12 protein-coding genes and 1 pseudogene are annotated in these 16,634 nt (G+C 63.2%); 10 read left to right on the plus strand and 3 right to left on the minus strand.

Annotated features, from left to right (window positions below; translation table 11 throughout):
* Positions 1-203: 203 nt before the first annotated feature.
* Positions 204-741: pseudogene (locus tag F6X40_RS37200) on the minus strand (transposase); the annotation flags it as partial.
* Between the two features lie 102 nt (positions 742-843).
* Entirely contained in the window at positions 844-2,040 is a 1,197-nt protein-coding gene (locus F6X40_RS37205; RefSeq protein ID WP_187631308.1) for a M20 aminoacylase family protein, read from the minus strand.
* A 187-nt stretch (positions 2,041-2,227) separates the two neighbouring features.
* Here F6X40_RS37205 and F6X40_RS37210 point away from each other — a divergent pair, with 187 nt between their 5' ends.
* Both F6X40_RS37210 and F6X40_RS37215 read left to right on the plus strand, forming a co-directional pair.
* On the plus strand, positions 2,228-4,306 hold the full coding sequence (locus tag F6X40_RS37210; protein ID WP_187631309.1) for a molybdopterin-dependent oxidoreductase: 2,079 nt from the start codon (positions 2,228-2,230) through the stop codon (positions 4,304-4,306).
* Positions 4,307-4,453: 147 nt separating this feature from the next.
* The gene (locus F6X40_RS37215) at positions 4,454-6,127 is read left to right on the plus strand and encodes a long-chain fatty acid--CoA ligase (protein WP_187631310.1); all 1,674 of its coding nucleotides are present in this window, start codon (positions 4,454-4,456) and stop codon (positions 6,125-6,127) included.
* Between the two features lie 125 nt (positions 6,128-6,252).
* On the opposite strand, the gene F6X40_RS37220 is transcribed toward F6X40_RS37215, so the two are convergent.
* A complete protein-coding gene (locus tag F6X40_RS37220) occupies positions 6,253-7,449 on the minus strand; it encodes a porin (RefSeq protein ID WP_187631311.1) in 1,197 nt (398 codons plus the stop codon).
* A gap of 304 nt (positions 7,450-7,753) precedes the next feature.
* On the opposite strand from F6X40_RS37220, the gene coq7 reads away from it, so the two are divergent.
* The 8 genes from coq7 (at position 7,754) to mraY (ending at position 16,613) form a co-directional block, all read left to right on the plus strand.
* Positions 7,754-8,392 (plus strand): 2-polyprenyl-3-methyl-6-methoxy-1,4-benzoquinone monooxygenase, encoded by a 639-nt coding sequence (coq7, locus tag F6X40_RS37225; protein WP_184066930.1) that lies wholly within the window; start codon positions 7,754-7,756, stop codon positions 8,390-8,392.
* A 459-nt stretch (positions 8,393-8,851) separates the two neighbouring features.
* Positions 8,852-9,280, plus strand: a complete 429-nt coding sequence (mraZ, locus tag F6X40_RS37230) for a division/cell wall cluster transcriptional repressor MraZ (RefSeq protein ID WP_013090620.1) — start codon at positions 8,852-8,854, stop codon at positions 9,278-9,280.
* A gap of 15 nt (positions 9,281-9,295) precedes the next feature.
* Positions 9,296-10,249 (plus strand): 16S rRNA (cytosine(1402)-N(4))-methyltransferase RsmH, encoded by a 954-nt coding sequence (gene rsmH / locus F6X40_RS37235; protein WP_184022857.1) that lies wholly within the window; start codon positions 9,296-9,298, stop codon positions 10,247-10,249.
* Positions 10,246-10,596 (plus strand): cell division protein FtsL, encoded by a 351-nt coding sequence (gene ftsL, locus F6X40_RS37240; protein WP_090801975.1) that lies wholly within the window; start codon positions 10,246-10,248, stop codon positions 10,594-10,596. Before rsmH ends, ftsL begins: the two co-directional genes overlap by 4 nt.
* Positions 10,593-12,458: a peptidoglycan D,D-transpeptidase FtsI family protein gene (locus tag F6X40_RS37245; protein ID WP_187631312.1), complete on the plus strand. Its 1,866-nt coding sequence runs from the start codon at positions 10,593-10,595 to the stop codon at positions 12,456-12,458. The genes ftsL and F6X40_RS37245 overlap by 4 nt, the downstream gene beginning before the upstream one ends.
* A complete protein-coding gene (locus F6X40_RS37250; protein WP_187631313.1) occupies positions 12,455-14,017 on the plus strand; it encodes a UDP-N-acetylmuramoyl-L-alanyl-D-glutamate--2,6-diaminopimelate ligase in 1,563 nt (520 codons plus the stop codon). The genes F6X40_RS37245 and F6X40_RS37250 overlap by 4 nt, the downstream gene beginning before the upstream one ends.
* The gene (murF, locus tag F6X40_RS37255) at positions 14,014-15,426 is read left to right on the plus strand and encodes a UDP-N-acetylmuramoyl-tripeptide--D-alanyl-D-alanine ligase (protein ID WP_187631314.1); all 1,413 of its coding nucleotides are present in this window, start codon (positions 14,014-14,016) and stop codon (positions 15,424-15,426) included. Before F6X40_RS37250 ends, murF begins: the two co-directional genes overlap by 4 nt.
* A 17-nt stretch (positions 15,427-15,443) precedes the next feature.
* On the plus strand, positions 15,444-16,613 hold the full coding sequence (gene mraY, locus F6X40_RS37260; RefSeq protein WP_184066915.1) for a phospho-N-acetylmuramoyl-pentapeptide-transferase: 1,170 nt from the start codon (positions 15,444-15,446) through the stop codon (positions 16,611-16,613).
* Positions 16,614-16,634 lie beyond the last annotated feature (21 nt).

Below are 16,634 nucleotides of genomic sequence, written 5' to 3' on the forward strand. Positions count from 1 at the left end.
CTTCCCATCCCGAACAGGACCGTGAAACGACTCCACGCCGATGATAGTGCGGATTGCCCGTGTGAAAGTAGGTAATCGTCAGGCTCCCCCCAGTCAGAAACCCCACCCGCCGCGGTGGGGTTTTTGCGTTTACGCGGCCAAAATTAACAAACAGCATTGAAGCAAGCGACACCTCCGCCCGCCTCAACGCTTTTCAACTCGTTCTCCCGCTGCCGACGCAATATACCCCAGACCCGGCGATAACCATAGCTCGGCAGGTCAGTGACGGTCAGCCGTATTTCTTCGACCAGCCCGGCATCGTCCGTCTTCCTGGCGCTGCGTCCATCCTGCCAGTCGGCTGGACGTGCAAGCCTTGCCGCCACGTTTGAGCGCGCTACGCCGAGAACGTCGCAGACCTGCTTCACTGCTCGTCCCCCGGCAATGAGGGTGAGCGCGCAATCCATTTTCGCGACTTCGCCACCTCCACCGCCTCACGGAGAATCTCGTTCTCCATTGTCTTTTTGCCGAGCAGTCGCTGGAGTTCCCTGATTTGCTTCAGCGCATCGCTCAGCTCCGACGCTGGTACGACTTCCTCGCCGGCACTGACAGCCGACAGGCTGCCATCCTGATACAGCTTGCGCCAGTGAAACGGCTGGTTCGGATTCACGCCGTGCTGGCGTGCAACCATCGAGACCGACTTGCCCGGCTCGAAACTCTCTCTCACCACCGCCGCCGGCGTTCCGGTCCCATCAACACTTCCATCACTTCTTGTTTGTTGTTAGTCAAAACCACAGTCGTATGCCTACCCGCTATTTTAAGTGGGGAACTGTGTCCGGCGATTCAGGGGGCCGCTCCATCAACTCTCTACTTCCCTTGCGCCAGAAACTTCTGCGCCAGTCGGACCCAATACGTCGATCCCACCGGCAACAACTCGTCGTTAAAGTCATAACTCGCGTTGTGCAGCATACAAGGGCCCGCGCCGTGGCCCGCCTCGCGGTGGCCGCCATCGCCGTTGCCCAAAAACGCATAGCAACCCGGTTTCGCCAGCAGCATGAACGAAAAATCTTCGGCACCCATGGTCGGTTCAACCGCGTCATCGACATTTTCCGCGCCAACGATCTCTTTCATGACCGACGCCGCAAAACGCGCTTCCTCGCTGCTGTTGATCGTCGGGGGATAGTTCCGGTGGAATTGGATCTGAACGGAGCAATCGTATGCTTCGGCTGTACTGTGCGCGATCTTGCGCATGCGTGACTCGATCAGGTCGAGCGTTTCTGTAGTGAAGGTCCGAACGGTCCCCGCGATCCATGCGTCTTCCGGTACTACATTGACCGCATCGCCCGCATGTATCTGCGTTATCGACAATACCGCAGTATCCAGCGGCTTTTTGTTTCGCGTGATGATGCTTTGCAGCCCGTTGGCAATTTGCACCGCCGCAAAGACCGGATCACGGCCATTGTGCGGTAGCGCTGCATGCGAGCCGACGCCCTTGATTTCGATGCGAAATTCATTGCTCGACGCCATGATCGGGCCTTCGGTCACGCCGAAGTGGCCCGCCGGCATGCCCGGCCAGTTGTGAATGCCAAACACGGCGTCCACGGGGAACTTGTTGAACAAGCCGTCGTTCATCATAGCCTTCGCGCCGGCGCCGCCTTCTTCAGCCGGCTGGAAAATGAACACGATCGTGCCGTCGAAAGCACCATGTTTGGCCAGGTAGTGCGCGGCACCGAGCAGCATCGCCGTATGTCCGTCGTGCCCGCACGCGTGCATCTTGCCGTCGTTCGTCGACCGATGATCGAAGCTGTTGAGCTCCTGGATCGGCAGCGCGTCCATGTCGGCTCGCAGGCCAATCGCGCGCGAGCCGTTACCTCGCTTCAATACGCCGACCACGCCCGTCTTGCCGAAACCACGGTGGGTCTCGATGCCCCAGGACTCGAGCGAACGCGCGACGAGATCAGCAGTCGCCGTCTCTTCGTAGCGCAGCTCCGGGTGGGCATGGATGGTTCGTCGAAGGGTCTGGATTTCGCCGCGAGCGGCCTGAATTTCGGGGATGAGTTTCATGATGGAGTGATTATGCGTTTGTGCTTGACGAGCATGAGATCGCCGCGGACCACGTCGGCCCGGGCACTGCGGATAGTTCATTCTACGCCGAAGGCATTTTCGGTGGCGCCACCGAGGTCGGCGGCCGATAGACGTAATAAAATTCCACTTTGCGCGACCGCTTACTGCTCGCCAGGACACATTGCCGATGAACGCCCCGATCGAATTCGCGCGCGCCGTGTGCCCGCACGATTGCCCAGACACCTGCGCGATGCGCGTGACCATCGACAATGGACGGGCGATCAAGGTCGCCGGCGATCCCGACCATCCGCCGACTCAGGGCGTGCTGTGCACAAAGGTCAGTCGTTACGCGGAGCGTGTATACCATCCGAACCGATTGACGACGCCCATGAAGCGTGTCGGCCGCAAGGGCGAGGGCCGTTTCGAGCCAATCAACTGGGACGAAGCGTTCGACCTTGCCGCAAGCCGCCTCGGCGAGATTGTCCGTCGCGCGCCGGAAGCGATTCTGCCCTACAGCTACGCGGGCACGATGGGCTTGGTGCAGGGCGATAGCATCGCGCAACGCTTTTTCCACAAGCTCGGCGCATCGCAGCTGGATCGCGCGATTTGCGCGGCGGCCGGCGCTGCCGGCCTCAAATACACATACGGCGCCGGCATCGGTATGCACACCGAGTTTTTCGCCGAGAGCGAGGTGATCCTGATCTGGGGAGCGAATCCGATCGCATCGAATCTGCATTTCTGGACGCGCGCGCAGGAAGCCAAGCGTCGCGGCGCCCGGCTGATCGCAATCGATCCGTATCGCTCGCTGACCGCGGAGAAATGCCATCAACACATCGCGCTGAAGCCAGGCACAGACGGCGCTCTCGCGCTCGGCATCATGAACGTCCTGATTACCGAGAATCTGCTCGACTACGAGTACATCGCGGCGCACACGCTGGGCTTCGCCGACTTGAAGGTGCGTGCGCTCAGCTATCCATTGTCTCGGGTTAGTGAAATTTGTAGCGTCGAAGAAGAGGAAATCGCCGATCTTGCGCGACTTTACGCCAGCACGCGGAAAGCCGCGATCCGCTTGAACTACGGTCTGCAGCGGGTGCGTGGCGGCGGCAATGCGGTGCGCGCGATCGCGTGTCTACCGTCGCTGACCGGCGCATGGCGTGAGCGCGCGGGCGGGGCGCTGCTGTCGTCGAGCGGTTGGGCACCGGTCGACTCGCACGCGTTGCAGCGTCCCGACCTGATGCCCGGTTGGCCGTCGAAGCCGAGCCGCGTGATCAATATGAATGCGATCGGCGACGCGTTGCTGCATCCGGGCGACGCGACGTTCGGCCCCAAGATCGAGGCGATCGTGGTCTACAACTCGAATCCGGTCGCGGTCGCACCGGACTCCGAACGCGTCGCGGCGGGTTTTGCGCGCGAGGATCTGTTCACGATCGTGCTCGAGCATTTCCAGACCGACACCGCGGATTACGCCGACCTGCTGTTGCCTGCCACGACGCAGTTCGAGCATCTCGACGTGCACAAGTCGTACGGTCACACGCACGTGATGGTCAACCTGCCCGCCATCGCGCCGTTCGGCGACGCACGGCCGAATACCGAGATCTTCCGCAACCTCGCGCGCCGCATGGGCATGACGGAACCGGCGCTCTTCGACAGCGACGAAGCCGTCGCGCAAGCCGCATTTCGCTGGGACGACAAGACGCTGGACGGTGTCGACTGGCCGATGCTGAAGCAAACCGGCTGGGCCCGTCTCAATCTGCCTGACGCGCCATTTGCCGACGGTGGTTTTCGCACGCCATCCGGCAAGTGCGAGTTCTACAGCGAGCGCCTTGCGCAACAGGGCCTCGACCCGCTGCCGGACTACCTGCCACCCTACGAATCGGCCGACGGCGCGCCCGAACTGGCGGCCCGCTATCCGCTCGCGATGATTTCACCGCCCGCGCGCAACTTCCTGAACAGCACCTTCGTGAACATCGAGAGTCTGCGCGCGACGGAAGGCGAGCCGCATCTGGACATCCACCCTGCCGACGCGCACGCGCGCGGCATCGGCGACGGCGATCAGGTGCGCATCTTCAACGACCGCGGCTCGATGCGAGCGCGTGCCCGCGTGACCGACCGGGCGCGCGAAGGCCTGGTCGTCGGGTTGTCGATCTGGTGGAAGAAACTCGCGCCGGACGGCCGCAACGCGAACCAGTTGACGAGCCAGGCACTCACCGATCTCGGCGGTTCGGCGACGTTTTACGACTGTCTCGTCGAAGTCGAGCGGGCCTGAAAGCCGCGCCGCACATTGAAGCTGGCGCCCAGCCTCGCAAGTTCGAGGCTGCCGTCTAACCTCATCGCTTTGCCCATTGGCCGCAATATGCCCATGCTACGATGCGTTTTTAGCACGACCATTCGAAAATAATTCAGGAGACGCTGCATGGAGAAAATCTGGCTGAAATCTTATCCGCCCGGCGTTCCAGCAGAGGTCGACCCGACACGCTATTCGTCGGTGGCCGAGTTGCTCGAGGAAGCCTTTCGCGAACACCGCGCAAAGCCGGCGTTCGTGTGCATGGGCAAGCAGATCAGCTACGGTGAACTCGACGAGCTTTCGCGCAATCTTGCAGCGTGGCTGCAGTCGAAAGGGCTCACGCGCGGCTCGCGTGTCGCGATCATGATGCCGAACGTGCTGCAGTATCCAGTCGCGCTCGCCGCGATTCTGCGCGCGGGCTATGTGGTCGTGAATGTGAATCCGCTGTACACGCCGCGCGAACTCGAGCACCAACTGAAGGACAGCGGCACTGAGGCGATCATTCTGCTCGAGAATTTCGCGGGGACCTTGCAGGCAATCGTGCGCAATACGCCGGTCAAGCATGTGGTCGTCGCGGCGATGGGCGACCTGATGGGCATCAAAGGCCCGCTCGTGAACTTCGTCGTGCGCAAGGTCAAGAAGATGGTGCCGGCGTGGAGCCTGGCTGGGCACGTCAAGTTCAACGACACGGTCTCGGAGGGCGCACGTCTGACGTTCAAGCCGGTCCAGCAGGGGCCCGACGATATCGCGTTCCTGCAATACACGGGCGGCACCACCGGCGTGGCCAAGGGCGCGACGCTGCTGCACCGGAACCTGATCGCGAACGTGCTGCAGTCGGAGGTCTGGCTCAATCCGGTGCGCGCGAACCGCACGGATATCGATCAGTTCGTTACGGTCGTCGCGTTACCGCTGTATCACGTGTTCGCGCTGACCGTGTGCGGGCTGCTGACGATCCGCACCGGCGGTCTCGGCGTGCTGATTCCGAATCCGCGCGATATCCCCGGCATGATCAAGTCGCTCGAGGGGTATGCGATCACGACGATTCCCGCGGTCAACACGCTCTACAACGCGATGTTGAACAGCCCCGACTTCCACAAGCTCGACTTCTCGAAGCTGCTGACCGCGAACGGCGGCGGCATGGCGGTGCAGGAGGCGGTCGCGAAGCGCTGGTTCGAGCTGACGCGCACGCCGATCGTCGAGGGCTACGGGCTGTCGGAAACGTCGCCGTGCGTGACCTGCAATCCCGTCACCGCCACCGAATACAACGGCACGATCGGCCTGCCACTGCCGTCGACCGAAGTCTCGATCCGCGACGACGAAGGCAACGAAGTGCCGCCCGGCCAGTCCGGCGAGATCTGCATCCGCGGCCCGCAGGTGATGGCGGGCTACTGGAACAGGCCCGACGAAACCGCCAAGGTGATGACGGCGGACGGCTTCTTTAAATCAGGCGACGTCGGCATCATGGGCGCGGACGGCTTTGTGAAGATCGTCGATCGCAAGAAGGACATGATTCTGGTGTCCGGCTTCAACGTGTATCCGAATGAAGTCGAGGACGTCGTCGCAAAGCTGCCGGGTGTGTTCGAAGTCGCGGCGGTGGGTGTACCGGATCAGCATTCCGGCGAGGCAGTGAAGCTGTTCGTCGTGAAAAAGGATCCGTCGCTGACCGACGAACAGATCTTCGCATACTGCAAAACGCAACTGACCGGCTACAAGCGGCCGAAGGTCGTCGAATTCCGCACCGAGTTGCCGAAGAGCAATGTCGGCAAGATCCTGCGCCGCGAGTTGCGCGACGGCAGGGCTTAAGCGAGCGAAGAACAAAAGCCCGGCGCACGAAAGTGCCCGGGCTTTTTGTTGCCCGTACAAAATCCGCGCATAAAAAAAGGCGCCCGAAGGCGCCTTTGAGACAAACTGCGTTTTTTTACGACTTATTAGAACTTGTGACGGATACCGATACGAGCCGTGAACTGGTTGCTGCTCGACGAACCGGTCAGGCCGTTGATGCCTGCCGTTGCTGCGACCACCTGACCCGTTGCGTTGACCGTGTCGCCCAAAGCGTGCTGGTACACGCCGACCAGGTACACGTCGGTACGCTTGGACAGGAAGTAGTCCACGCCCAGCGCGCCTTGGTGGTACTGAGCACGCGAGTTGCCTTCGATCTGCGTGCCGCGCGTGTAGTCATACGCTGCGCCGACCAGCAGTGCCGGGGTCAACTGATACTTGAAGTTGATTTCGCCGTTGTTGAACGTTGCCTTCTGGCCAGCGAACGGCGACGCGAACGTCTTGCCGAGGTTGCCGAACTGGATGTTCGAATACGTCAGGCCGATGGTTGCCGCGCCGAACGTGTATGCACCGCCCGCGCCGACGACCTGGTACGTGTTGGCCGATGCGAAGCCTGCGTAGATCGGGGTCGTGACTGCGAAGTTAGCTGCAGTAGTACCCACGGCCGGCGTATTCGTTGCGATCGTGCCGCCGTTGTTGAACAGACCGCCCGACGCTGCTGGCGTACGCGCGTTCAAATAACCCAAGCCCAATTGCAGCGGACCGTTGTTATAGCCAGCACCCAACGACCAGATCTGGTTGTGCGTGAAGTCACCGGCGACGCCGCCGAAGCTATACGTGCCGCCGAACGTCAGGCCGTTGTAGTTGGTGCTGGTGTACTTGACCGTGTTGTTGGTGCGATACGCGTTGTTGAAGTTGTCGATATCGCCCGGGTGAGCGGCGATGTAGCCGCCCCACTGATCACCCGATTCGAACGGACCCACGTAGTCGACGACGGAGTCGTACTGACGACCCAGCGTGACCGTGCCGAACTGGCTCGACAGACCGACGTAAGCCTGACGACCGAACATTAGGCCGCCTTGACCGAGCTTGCCGTTGGTCACGTCAAAGCCGTTTTCCAAAACGAACAGGGCCTTCAGACCGCCGCCCAGATCTTCAGTGCCACGCAGGCCGAAACGCGAGCCTTGCAGGACGCCGCTGGACATGTTGTACAGATGCTTACCGCCCGAGTTGGTGTTCATGTTGATACCAACGTCAACGATGCCGTACAGGGTCACGCTGCTCTGCGCATGAGCGACGCCTGCGAATGCGCCCAGTGCTGCGAGAGCGAGAAGCGACTTTTTCATCGAATGATCTCCAAGGAATACGAATCTTTTGTACAAGGCGAAATATTTAGTTAGTGCTCAGGGCCTTGCTGTCCAACTTCGCGAGAAGTTGCCACGTAATGTAACAAAAGGCATACATGGAACAAAGAAAAAGGAGTCGCTCCGGAAGGTCGCTGTTTCGTTTACGCAACATGGTCTAGAATCGCAAATTAACCGCCCATTTCATGCGGATTGGTGCCTGTCGGGCCACGGGTTTCGCGTCGCGAAGCCTTGTCGCACGGACCTTCCGGAACGATGCGGCGGTTATCGAATCAGGGAGCGCTTTATGTTGCTGGACGAGTTGATTGGCGAGTTTGATCGGGGTTTACGCTCACTGACGGGGGTCTCGCGGATGAGCCGTCCGCTGCCGCTTCCGCAGGCTTCCGCGGCGACGGCCGAAGCTCCCGAACTCTCGCCCGCGGAGCGCGCGCATGCGGCGGGTTTGATGCGTGTGAACCACGTCGGCGAAGTGTGCGCGCAGGCGCTTTACCAGGCGCAGAAACTCGCCACCGACTCACCTTCATTGCGCGCCATGTTCGATCACGCCGCGTCGGAAGAAGAGGATCATCTGGCGTGGACCGCCAAACGCCTCCAGGCGCTCGACTCGCGTCCGAGTCTGCTCAATCCGCTGTGGTACACCGGCGCGCTCGCGATCGGTCTCGCCGCGGGGCGTCTCGGCGATCGCGTGAGTCTTGGCTTCATGGCCGAAACGGAGCGCCAGGTCGAGCAGCATCTCGACAGTCATCTCGATCAGCTCCCCGCCGCGGACCATGAATCGCGCGCGATCGTCGAACAGATGCGCGTCGATGAAGCGCAGCACGGCAAGGCCGCGATGGACGCGGGCGGCATCGAGTTGCCGTTTCCTGCACGCGCGTTGATGCGTGCGATGTCGAAGGTGATGACGCGCACCGCCTATTACATATGAGCGTTTCACCCGCTTCGCTTCGCTAACCGGAGCACCGCACGTATCGCCTCAGCCATCGCTGAACGCATTTCCGCAAGCGAGACGGCGCCGCGCGCCCCGTTCGTCGTCGGTCCGGGCGACGACGCCGCCTCTTCCCTTTCAGAATCCCTTGACGATCTCTTTCAATTCGCGCTGTTTCCTCGCACTTTTCACGTATCACCTTCACAAGTTGCACTAGCCCTTTCATTTATAACGGTTTTCTGTTTTATGCTGGACGTGAAAGAGTCGCGCTAAGTCCTTGTTCTAGCAAACAAAATCCGCTCGAAAAGCGCGCCGCTCCCTTGACCCGTGTTTAGCGTTCCTCTAAAGTGGGAGACAGTGTGAGAAAGTGTATTTTTGTGTGTTCTCGGCACCACTTTCGGGTAGATTTTCACGGACCGGGCGGGCGGCGCAAACAGCGCCGCAATAGGGGAGAGCGAAGTGTTCCAAGGGGCGTCGGCGCTGACGCTCGATGCGAAAGGGCGGATGTCGATTCCCTCTCGTTATCGGGATGCGCTGCAAACACAGGCAGAGGGCCGGGTGACGATCACCAAGCACCCGGACGGCTGCCTGTTGCTCTTTCCGCGCCCCGAATGGGAAATCTTCCGTGACAAGGTCGACAAGCTGCCCATGAACGCCGCCTGGTGGAAACGCATTTTTCTCGGCAATGCAATGGATGTGGATATGGACGGCGCAGGCCGTGTGCTCGTGTCGCCGGAGTTGCGAGCGGCTGGCTCGCTGGAGAAAGAAGTGACCTTGCTCGGCATGGGCCGCCATTTCGAGCTGTGGGATGCACAGATCTACGCCGCGAAGGAACAGGCGGCGATCGCCGAGGGCATGCCCGACGCGTTGAAAGATTTCACGTTCTGATCGCGGCTTATTTATATGGCACCTGCGATGGGAAACGAATTGCAGCATCGCACGGTGCTGCTGAACGAAGCGGTCGATGCGCTGGTCACGCGCGCCGACGGCACGTATGTGGACGGCACGTTCGGCCGTGGCGGCCATAGCCGCCTCGTGCTGGAACGGCTCGGTGAAGCAGGGCGGCTGATCGCGTTCGATAAAGATCCGCTCGCGATCGCGACGGCGCAGAAGATCGCCGATCCGCGCTTTGCCATCGTCCACGAGAGTTTTGCTTCACTGCGCGCCGCGATGGCGGAGCGCGGGGTAGGGCGTGTGTCGGGGGTGTTGCTGGATCTGGGCGTGTCGTCGCCGCAAGTCGACGATCCGGAGCGGGGCTTCAGCTTCCGCGCCGACGGCCCGCTCGACATGCGGATGGACCCGACGCGCGGCGAGTCCGCCGCTGACTGGCTCGCGCGGGCCACGGTGCAGGAATTGACGGAGGTGATACGAGATTATGGGGAAGAACGGTTTGCTTTTCAGATTGCAAAGGCGCTTGTTGCTCGCCGGGCAGAGTCCGACCGTCTTGGGCCTCTCGTCAGCACGGGCGAGCTTGCCCAAATCGTGGCTAACGTCGTCAAAACCCGTGAGAAGGGCAAGGACCCGGCAACCCGCACCTTTCAGGCTATACGGATTCACGTCAATCAAGAGCTTGCGGAGCTGCAAGTCGTTCTAGAAGCAGCGTTGTCGTTGTTGGAGCAAGGGGGGCGGCTGGTGGTCATCAGCTTTCATTCGCTCGAGGACCGGATCGTCAAGCGATTCATGCAGGCGCACGCGAGCACGCCGGCGGTGGATCGCCGTCTGCCGATCCGCGCGGTCGACCTGCCGAGCCCTCCGCTCAAGATCATCGGCCGCGTATTCGCGAGCGACGCTGAAGTTGCCGGCAACCCGCGCGCCCGTTCCGCCGTGATGCGCGTGGCGGAGCGGATCGCGCCATGAACCGCCTCAATATTTTCCTGCTGATCATCGTGATGGGCTGTGCCTTGTCGGTCGTCAACGCGACCAATCAGCAGCGTCAGATCTTTATCCAGCTGCAGCGCGCGCAGTCGCAGGAGCGTCAGCTGCAGCAGGACTATTCGCAGCTTCAATATCAGCAGAGCGCGCTGTCCAAAACGTCGCGCATCGAGCAGCTCGCCACCGCCTCGCTGAAGATGCAGTCGGTCACCACGGGCCGCACCCAGTACCTGACGCTCGCCCCGGGCGCCGCGACGGCGATCGACGCACCCATTCCGACTTCCGCGCCGGCCTCGGCACCGGTCGCGACCCGTCGCGGAGCCACGCGATGAAAAAATCGTCGGCCCACAAGAGCGTTGCGTTTTCGGCCAATCCGATTCTGTCGGTGCGCCTGCCGATGTGGCGCTCGAAGCTCGTCGTGTTTCTGCTGTTCATGGCGTTCGTCGCGCTCGCCGCGCGCGCGTTCTGGATTCAGGGGCCGGGCAACGCGTTCTATCTGAAGCAGGGCGAGATCCGCTATCAGCGCCGCATCGACATGCCGGCCACGCGCGGCAAGATTCTCGACCGCAACGGCCTCGTGCTCGCCACGAGTCTGCCGGTGCGTGCAATCTGGGCGATTCCCGAATCGGTGCCCGACGACCTCGGCGCCGACAAGCTCGACGCGCTCGGCAAACTGCTCGGCATGACCACTAAGGAATTGCGCTCGAAGCTGTCGGAAGACAAGACCTTCGTCTACGTGAAGCGCCAGGTGCCGGTCGACGTCGCAGAAAAAGTCGCGGCGCTCGAGATCCCCGGCATTTACTCGCGCGACGAGTACAAGCGCTTCTATCCGGAAGGCGAGATCACCGCTCACCTGATCGGCTTCACGAACGTCGAGGACGAGGGCCAGGAAGGCGTCGAGCTCGGCGACCAGAAGCTCCTCGCGGGCATGTCGGGCAGCCGTCGCGTGATCAAGGACCGGATGGGCCACATCATCGAGGACGTCGACGAACAGGTCGTGCCGCACAACGGCAAGGACGTCGATCTGTCGATCGACAGCAAGATCCAGTACATCGCCTATACGAACCTGAAAGCGGCCGTCGAGAAATTCAAGGCGAAGGCCGGCGCGGCGATGGTGATCGACGTGCGCACCGGCGAAGTGCTCGCGCTCGTCAATTACCCGACCTACAACCCGAACGACCGCTCGCACCTGACCGGCGACCAGCTGCGCAACCGCATCCTGACCGACACGTTCGAGCCGGGTTCGATCATGAAGCCGTTCACGGTGTCGCTCGCGCTCGATCTGCACCGGGTGACGCCGACTACACTGGTAGATACGGGCAACGGCCACTTCGTACTCGACGGCGCGCCGATTACCGACGACAGCGGCTTCGGCGTGCTGACGGTCGGCGGCGTGATCCAGAAGTCGAGCAACATCGGCGCGACCAAAATCGCGATGCAGTTGCGGCCCGAAGAGATGTGGAACATGTACACCAGCATCGGTCTCGGCCAGGCACCGAAGGTCGGCTTTCCGGGCGCGGCGGCGGGCCGTCTGCGTCCGTGGAAGAGCTGGCGCCGTATCGAGCAGGCGACGATGTCGTACGGCTATGGCCTGTCGGTGTCGCTGTTCCAGCTCGGCCGCGCGTACACCGCGATCGCGCACGACGGCGAAATCATGCCGGTGACGATTTTCCACACGCCGGGCGACCCGCCGGCCACCGGTCCGCAGATCTTCTCGCCGACCACCGCGCGTGAAGTGCGCGCGATGCTCGAAACCGTGGTGTCGCCGCAAGGCACGTCGCCGGATGCGGCGGTGCCCGGCTATCGCGTCGGCGGCAAGAGCGGTACCGCGTACAAGCACGGTCCGCACGGCTACGACCACTCCAAATATCGCGCCTCGTTCGTCGGCATGGCGCCGATGCCGAATCCGCGCATCGTCGTTGCGGTGTCGGTCGACGAGCCGACGGCCGGTAGCCACTTCGGCGGCCAGGTGTCGGGCCCGGTGTTTTCGGGCATCGCCGGGGATACGCTGCGCGCGCTGAACGTGCCGCCCGACATGCCCGTCAAGCAGATGGTCGTGTCCGACGATTCGGCGCCGCCCGCGCCCGGCGCGCCGGCCACGCCGCCCGTGGTGAAGAAGCTGTCGACGAGCCCCGGCGTGAAGAAGATGACCATTTCCGCCACCCCGAAAAATCATCCAGGAGTCGAGCGATGAACGCGCTGCGCGAGCAACATCCAGCGCACCGGCAGATCGCCGACGCCCTCGCCTGGCTGCACGCGCACGTGCAGCCAGGCGCGCATCTGCACGCCGACACGCGCTCGCTCGCGGCCGGCGACGCGTTCTTCGCGTATGCGGTCGATGGCGCGGACAACCGCGCATTCATCGACGCGGCCATCAAGCGCGGTGCGGCCGCCGTGCTCGTGCAACCCGAAGGTTTCAGCGGCACGCTCGACGCGGCCGCCGCACATGCGGTGCCGGCGTTGAACGAACTCGCCGGCACGATCGCGAGCGCGTGGTATCGCGATCCGAGCGACGCGATGCTCGCGGTCGGCATCACCGGCACGAACGGCAAGACCTCGTGCAGCCAGTGGGTCGCCGCGGCGCTGTCCGCGCGCGGCACGCGCTGTGCGATCGTCGGCACGCTTGGCACTGGGCTCGTCGGCCAGCTCGTGCACACCGGCTTCACGACGCCCGACGCACCGCAATTGCAACGCAGCCTCGCGCAATTGCGCGACGCGGGCGCGCAGGCGGTGGCGATGGAAGTGTCGTCGCATGCGCTGCACCAGGGGCGCGTGAACGGCACCGCTTTCGACATCGCGGTGTTCACGAACCTGACGCAGGACCATCTCGACTATCACGGCACGTTCGAGGCCTATGAAGCCGACAAGGCGCGTCTGTTCGCCTGGCCCGAGCTGCGCGCGGCCGTGATCAATCGCGACGATGCCGCCGGCCGGCGTTTGCTCGCGAGCACGCGTAGTCACGTGCGCACGATCGCGTATGGCATCGAGGGCGAGCATGGCGACGCCGACGCTGACGGCACACCGCAAGCCGACGCGTGGCTCACTGCATCGAACGTGCGTGCCACCGCGACCGGCACCGCGTTTCATCTGAGCACCTCGGACTGGGGCAACGCCGAAGTCGAAGTGCAAACGCTCGGCCTCTTCAACGTCGGCAATCTGCTCGCGGTGCTCGGCGTGCTGCTCGCCGCCGACGTGCCGTTCGACGCGGCGCTCGCCGAACTCGCGAAGCTCGAACCGGTGAACGGCCGCATGCAGCGTCTGGGCGGCCGTCTGCAGAACGACGAGCCGCTCGTCGTGATCGACTACGCGCACACACCCGACGCGCTCGAAAAAACGCTCGAAGCACTGCGGCCGATCGCGACCGCGCGCGGCGGCGAACTCGTCTGCATGTTCGGCTGCGGCGGCGACCGCGATGCGACCAAGCGTCCGCTGATGGGCGCGATCGCCGAGCGGCTGGCGGACAACGTCGTCGTGACGAGCGACAACCCGCGCAGCGAAGATCCGCTCGCGATCATCGAGCAAATTGCCGCGGGCATGCAGGAAGCGTCGAAGGCGCGCCGCATCGAGGACCGCGCGAGCGCGATCCTGCAGGCGATCCGCGGCGCCGCGCGCGAAGACGTGATCGTGCTGGCCGGCAAGGGGCACGAAGCCACACAGGAAATCATGGGCAAGAAACGCGCTTTCTCCGATCAGGACCACGCCCGCCTCGCGCTCGCCGCGCGCGCCACACAAACACGCGGAGGTGGCGAATGAACATGTTCTCGCTACGTGCAGCCGCCGCGCAGATCCCCGGCGCGAGCGTAACCGGCGACGACAGCGTGCGCTTCGAGCGCGTGTCGACCGACAGCCGCAGCGCTGGCCCCGGCGATCTGTTCATCGCGATCAAGGGCGACCGTTTCGACGCGCACGACTTCCTGCCGCAAGTGGCCGAGCGCAACGTCGCGGCGGTGCTCGTCGCGCGCACGCCGGATAGCTGGAGCGTGCCCGCGATCCGCGTCGCCGATACGCGCGAAGCGCTCGGCGCGCTCGCGCGCGGCTGGCGTCGTCAGTTCGAGCTGCCGCTCGTCGCGGTCACGGGCAGCAACGGCAAGACCACGGTCAAGGAAATGATCGCCTCGATCTTCGCGGCCGCGGTCGGCGCGGATGCGCGTCTTGCGACCGCGGGCAATTTCAACAACGACATCGGCCTTCCGCTCACGCTTTTCCGTCTGCATGCCGCGCATCGGCTCGCCGTGGTCGAACTCGGCATGAACCATCCGGGCGAAACTGAACAGCTCGCGAAGCTTGCCGAGCCGACGGTTGCCGTCGTCAACAACGCGCAGCGCGAGCACCAGGAATTCATGGCGAGCGTCGAGGCGGTCGCGCTCGAACACGCGAGCGTGATTCACGCGCTGTCGCCGGAAGGCACGGCGGTATTCCCCGCCGACGACGCATACGCGAGCATCTGGCGCGTCGCCGCGACCGGCAGTCGCATCATCGATTTCGCGTTGAACAGCGCGGAGCGCACGACCGAAGCCGCGATGAAGGGCAGGTTCGACGGCAAGCGTCTGTCTATCGACACGCCGCAAGGCCATCTCGACGTCACGCTGCAGGTGCTCGGCAATCACAACGCGCACAACGCGCTCGCGGCGGCCTCGGCGGCGTTGGCAGCGGGCGTGTCGCTCGACGCGATCCAGCGCGGCCTCGAATCGTTCGGCGCGGTGAAGGGCCGTCTGCAGGTCAAGCAGGCCGTGCTCGGCACGCTCGCGGGCGCAACCGTGATCGACGACACCTACAACGCGAATCCCGATTCGATGCGCGCCGCGATCGACGTGCTCGCGTCACGTGAATCGCCGCGTGTGCTCGTGATGGGCGACATGGGCGAAGTCGGCGACAACGGCCCGGCGTTTCACCGCGAAATCGGCGCGTATGCGAAAGAGCGCGGTATCGACGCGCTGTATGCGATGGGCGACGCCTCGCGCGACGCCTGCACCGCATACGGCGCGGGTGCGCACCACGTCGCCGATGTCGGCGCGCTGGTCGCGCAACTGCAGCAGGCCGGCTTCGGCGCTGCCGCAACGCTTCTCGTGAAAGGCTCGCGCTTCATGCAGATGGAGCGCGTGGTGGACGCCGTTACGAGTCCACAACCCAACGCCGCGGGCACGACGCCCGCTGCACATTGAAATAGAAGGATCCAGGCATGCTACTGGCGCTGGCGCAATGGCTGCAGAATGACGCAAGCTTCTTGCGCGTGTTCAGTTATCTGACGTTTCGCGCGGTGATGGCGACCATCACCGCGTTGTTGATCGGGCTCGTCTGCGGCCCGGCGGTCATTCGCAAGCTGACCGCGATGAAGGTCGGCCAGGCCGTTCGCAAGGACGGCCCCCAAACTCACCTCGTCAAATCGGGCACGCCGACGATGGGCGGCGTGCTGATCCTGCTCGGCATTGCCGTGGCCACGCTGCTGTGGGCCGATCTGACCAACCGCTTCATCTGGATCGTGATGCTCGTCACGTTCGGCTTCGGCGTGATCGGCTGGGTCGACGATTACCGCAAGGTCGTCTACAAGGACCCGCGCGGCATGTCATCGCGCGAGAAGTATTTCTGGCAATCGGTGATCGGCCTGTTCGCGGCGGTTTATCTCGCGTTCAGCGTGTCCGAGGCGAGCAACGTGCGCGTGTTCGACCTGTTCATGGCGTGGGTGCGCAGCGGCCTGTCGATGGGCTTGCCCGCGCGCGCCGACCTGCTGCTGCCGTTCTTCAAGTCGATGACCTATCCGCTCGGCGTGTGGGGCTTCATCGTGCTCACGTATCTGGTGATCGTCGGCGCGAGCAACGCGGTGAATCTGACCGACGGCCTCGACGGCCTCGTGATCATGCCGGTCGTGCTGGTCGGCGCGTCGCTCGGCGTGTTCGCGTACGTGATGGGCAGCTCGGTCTACTCGAAATACCTGCTGTTCCCACACATCCCCGGCGCGGGCGAATTGCTGATCTTCTGTTCGGCGATGGGCGGCGCGGGTCTCGCGTTTTTGTGGTTCAACACGCACCCGGCGCAGATGTTCATGGGCGACGTCGGCGCGCTCGCGCTCGGCGGTGCGCTCGGCACGGTCGCGGTGATCGTGCGTCAGGAAATCGTGCTGTTCATCATGGGCGGCATTTTCGTCGCGGAAACGCTGTCGGTGATGCTGCAGGTCACGTGGTTCAAATACACGAAGCGCCGTTACGGCGAAGGGCGGCGGTTCTTCAAGATGGCACCGCTGCATCACCATTTCGAATTGTCAGGCTGGAAGGAAACGCAGGTGGTCGTGCGTTTCTGGATCATCACGTTGATGTTGTGCCTGTTCGGTTTGTCCACGCTCAAATTGCGTTAAGCAGCAGTATTTAAGGAAGCA

The sequence above is a fragment of the Paraburkholderia sp. UCT31 genome, from assembly GCF_014397655.1.
Lineage (GTDB): Bacteria > Pseudomonadota > Gammaproteobacteria > Burkholderiales > Burkholderiaceae > Paraburkholderia > Paraburkholderia tuberum.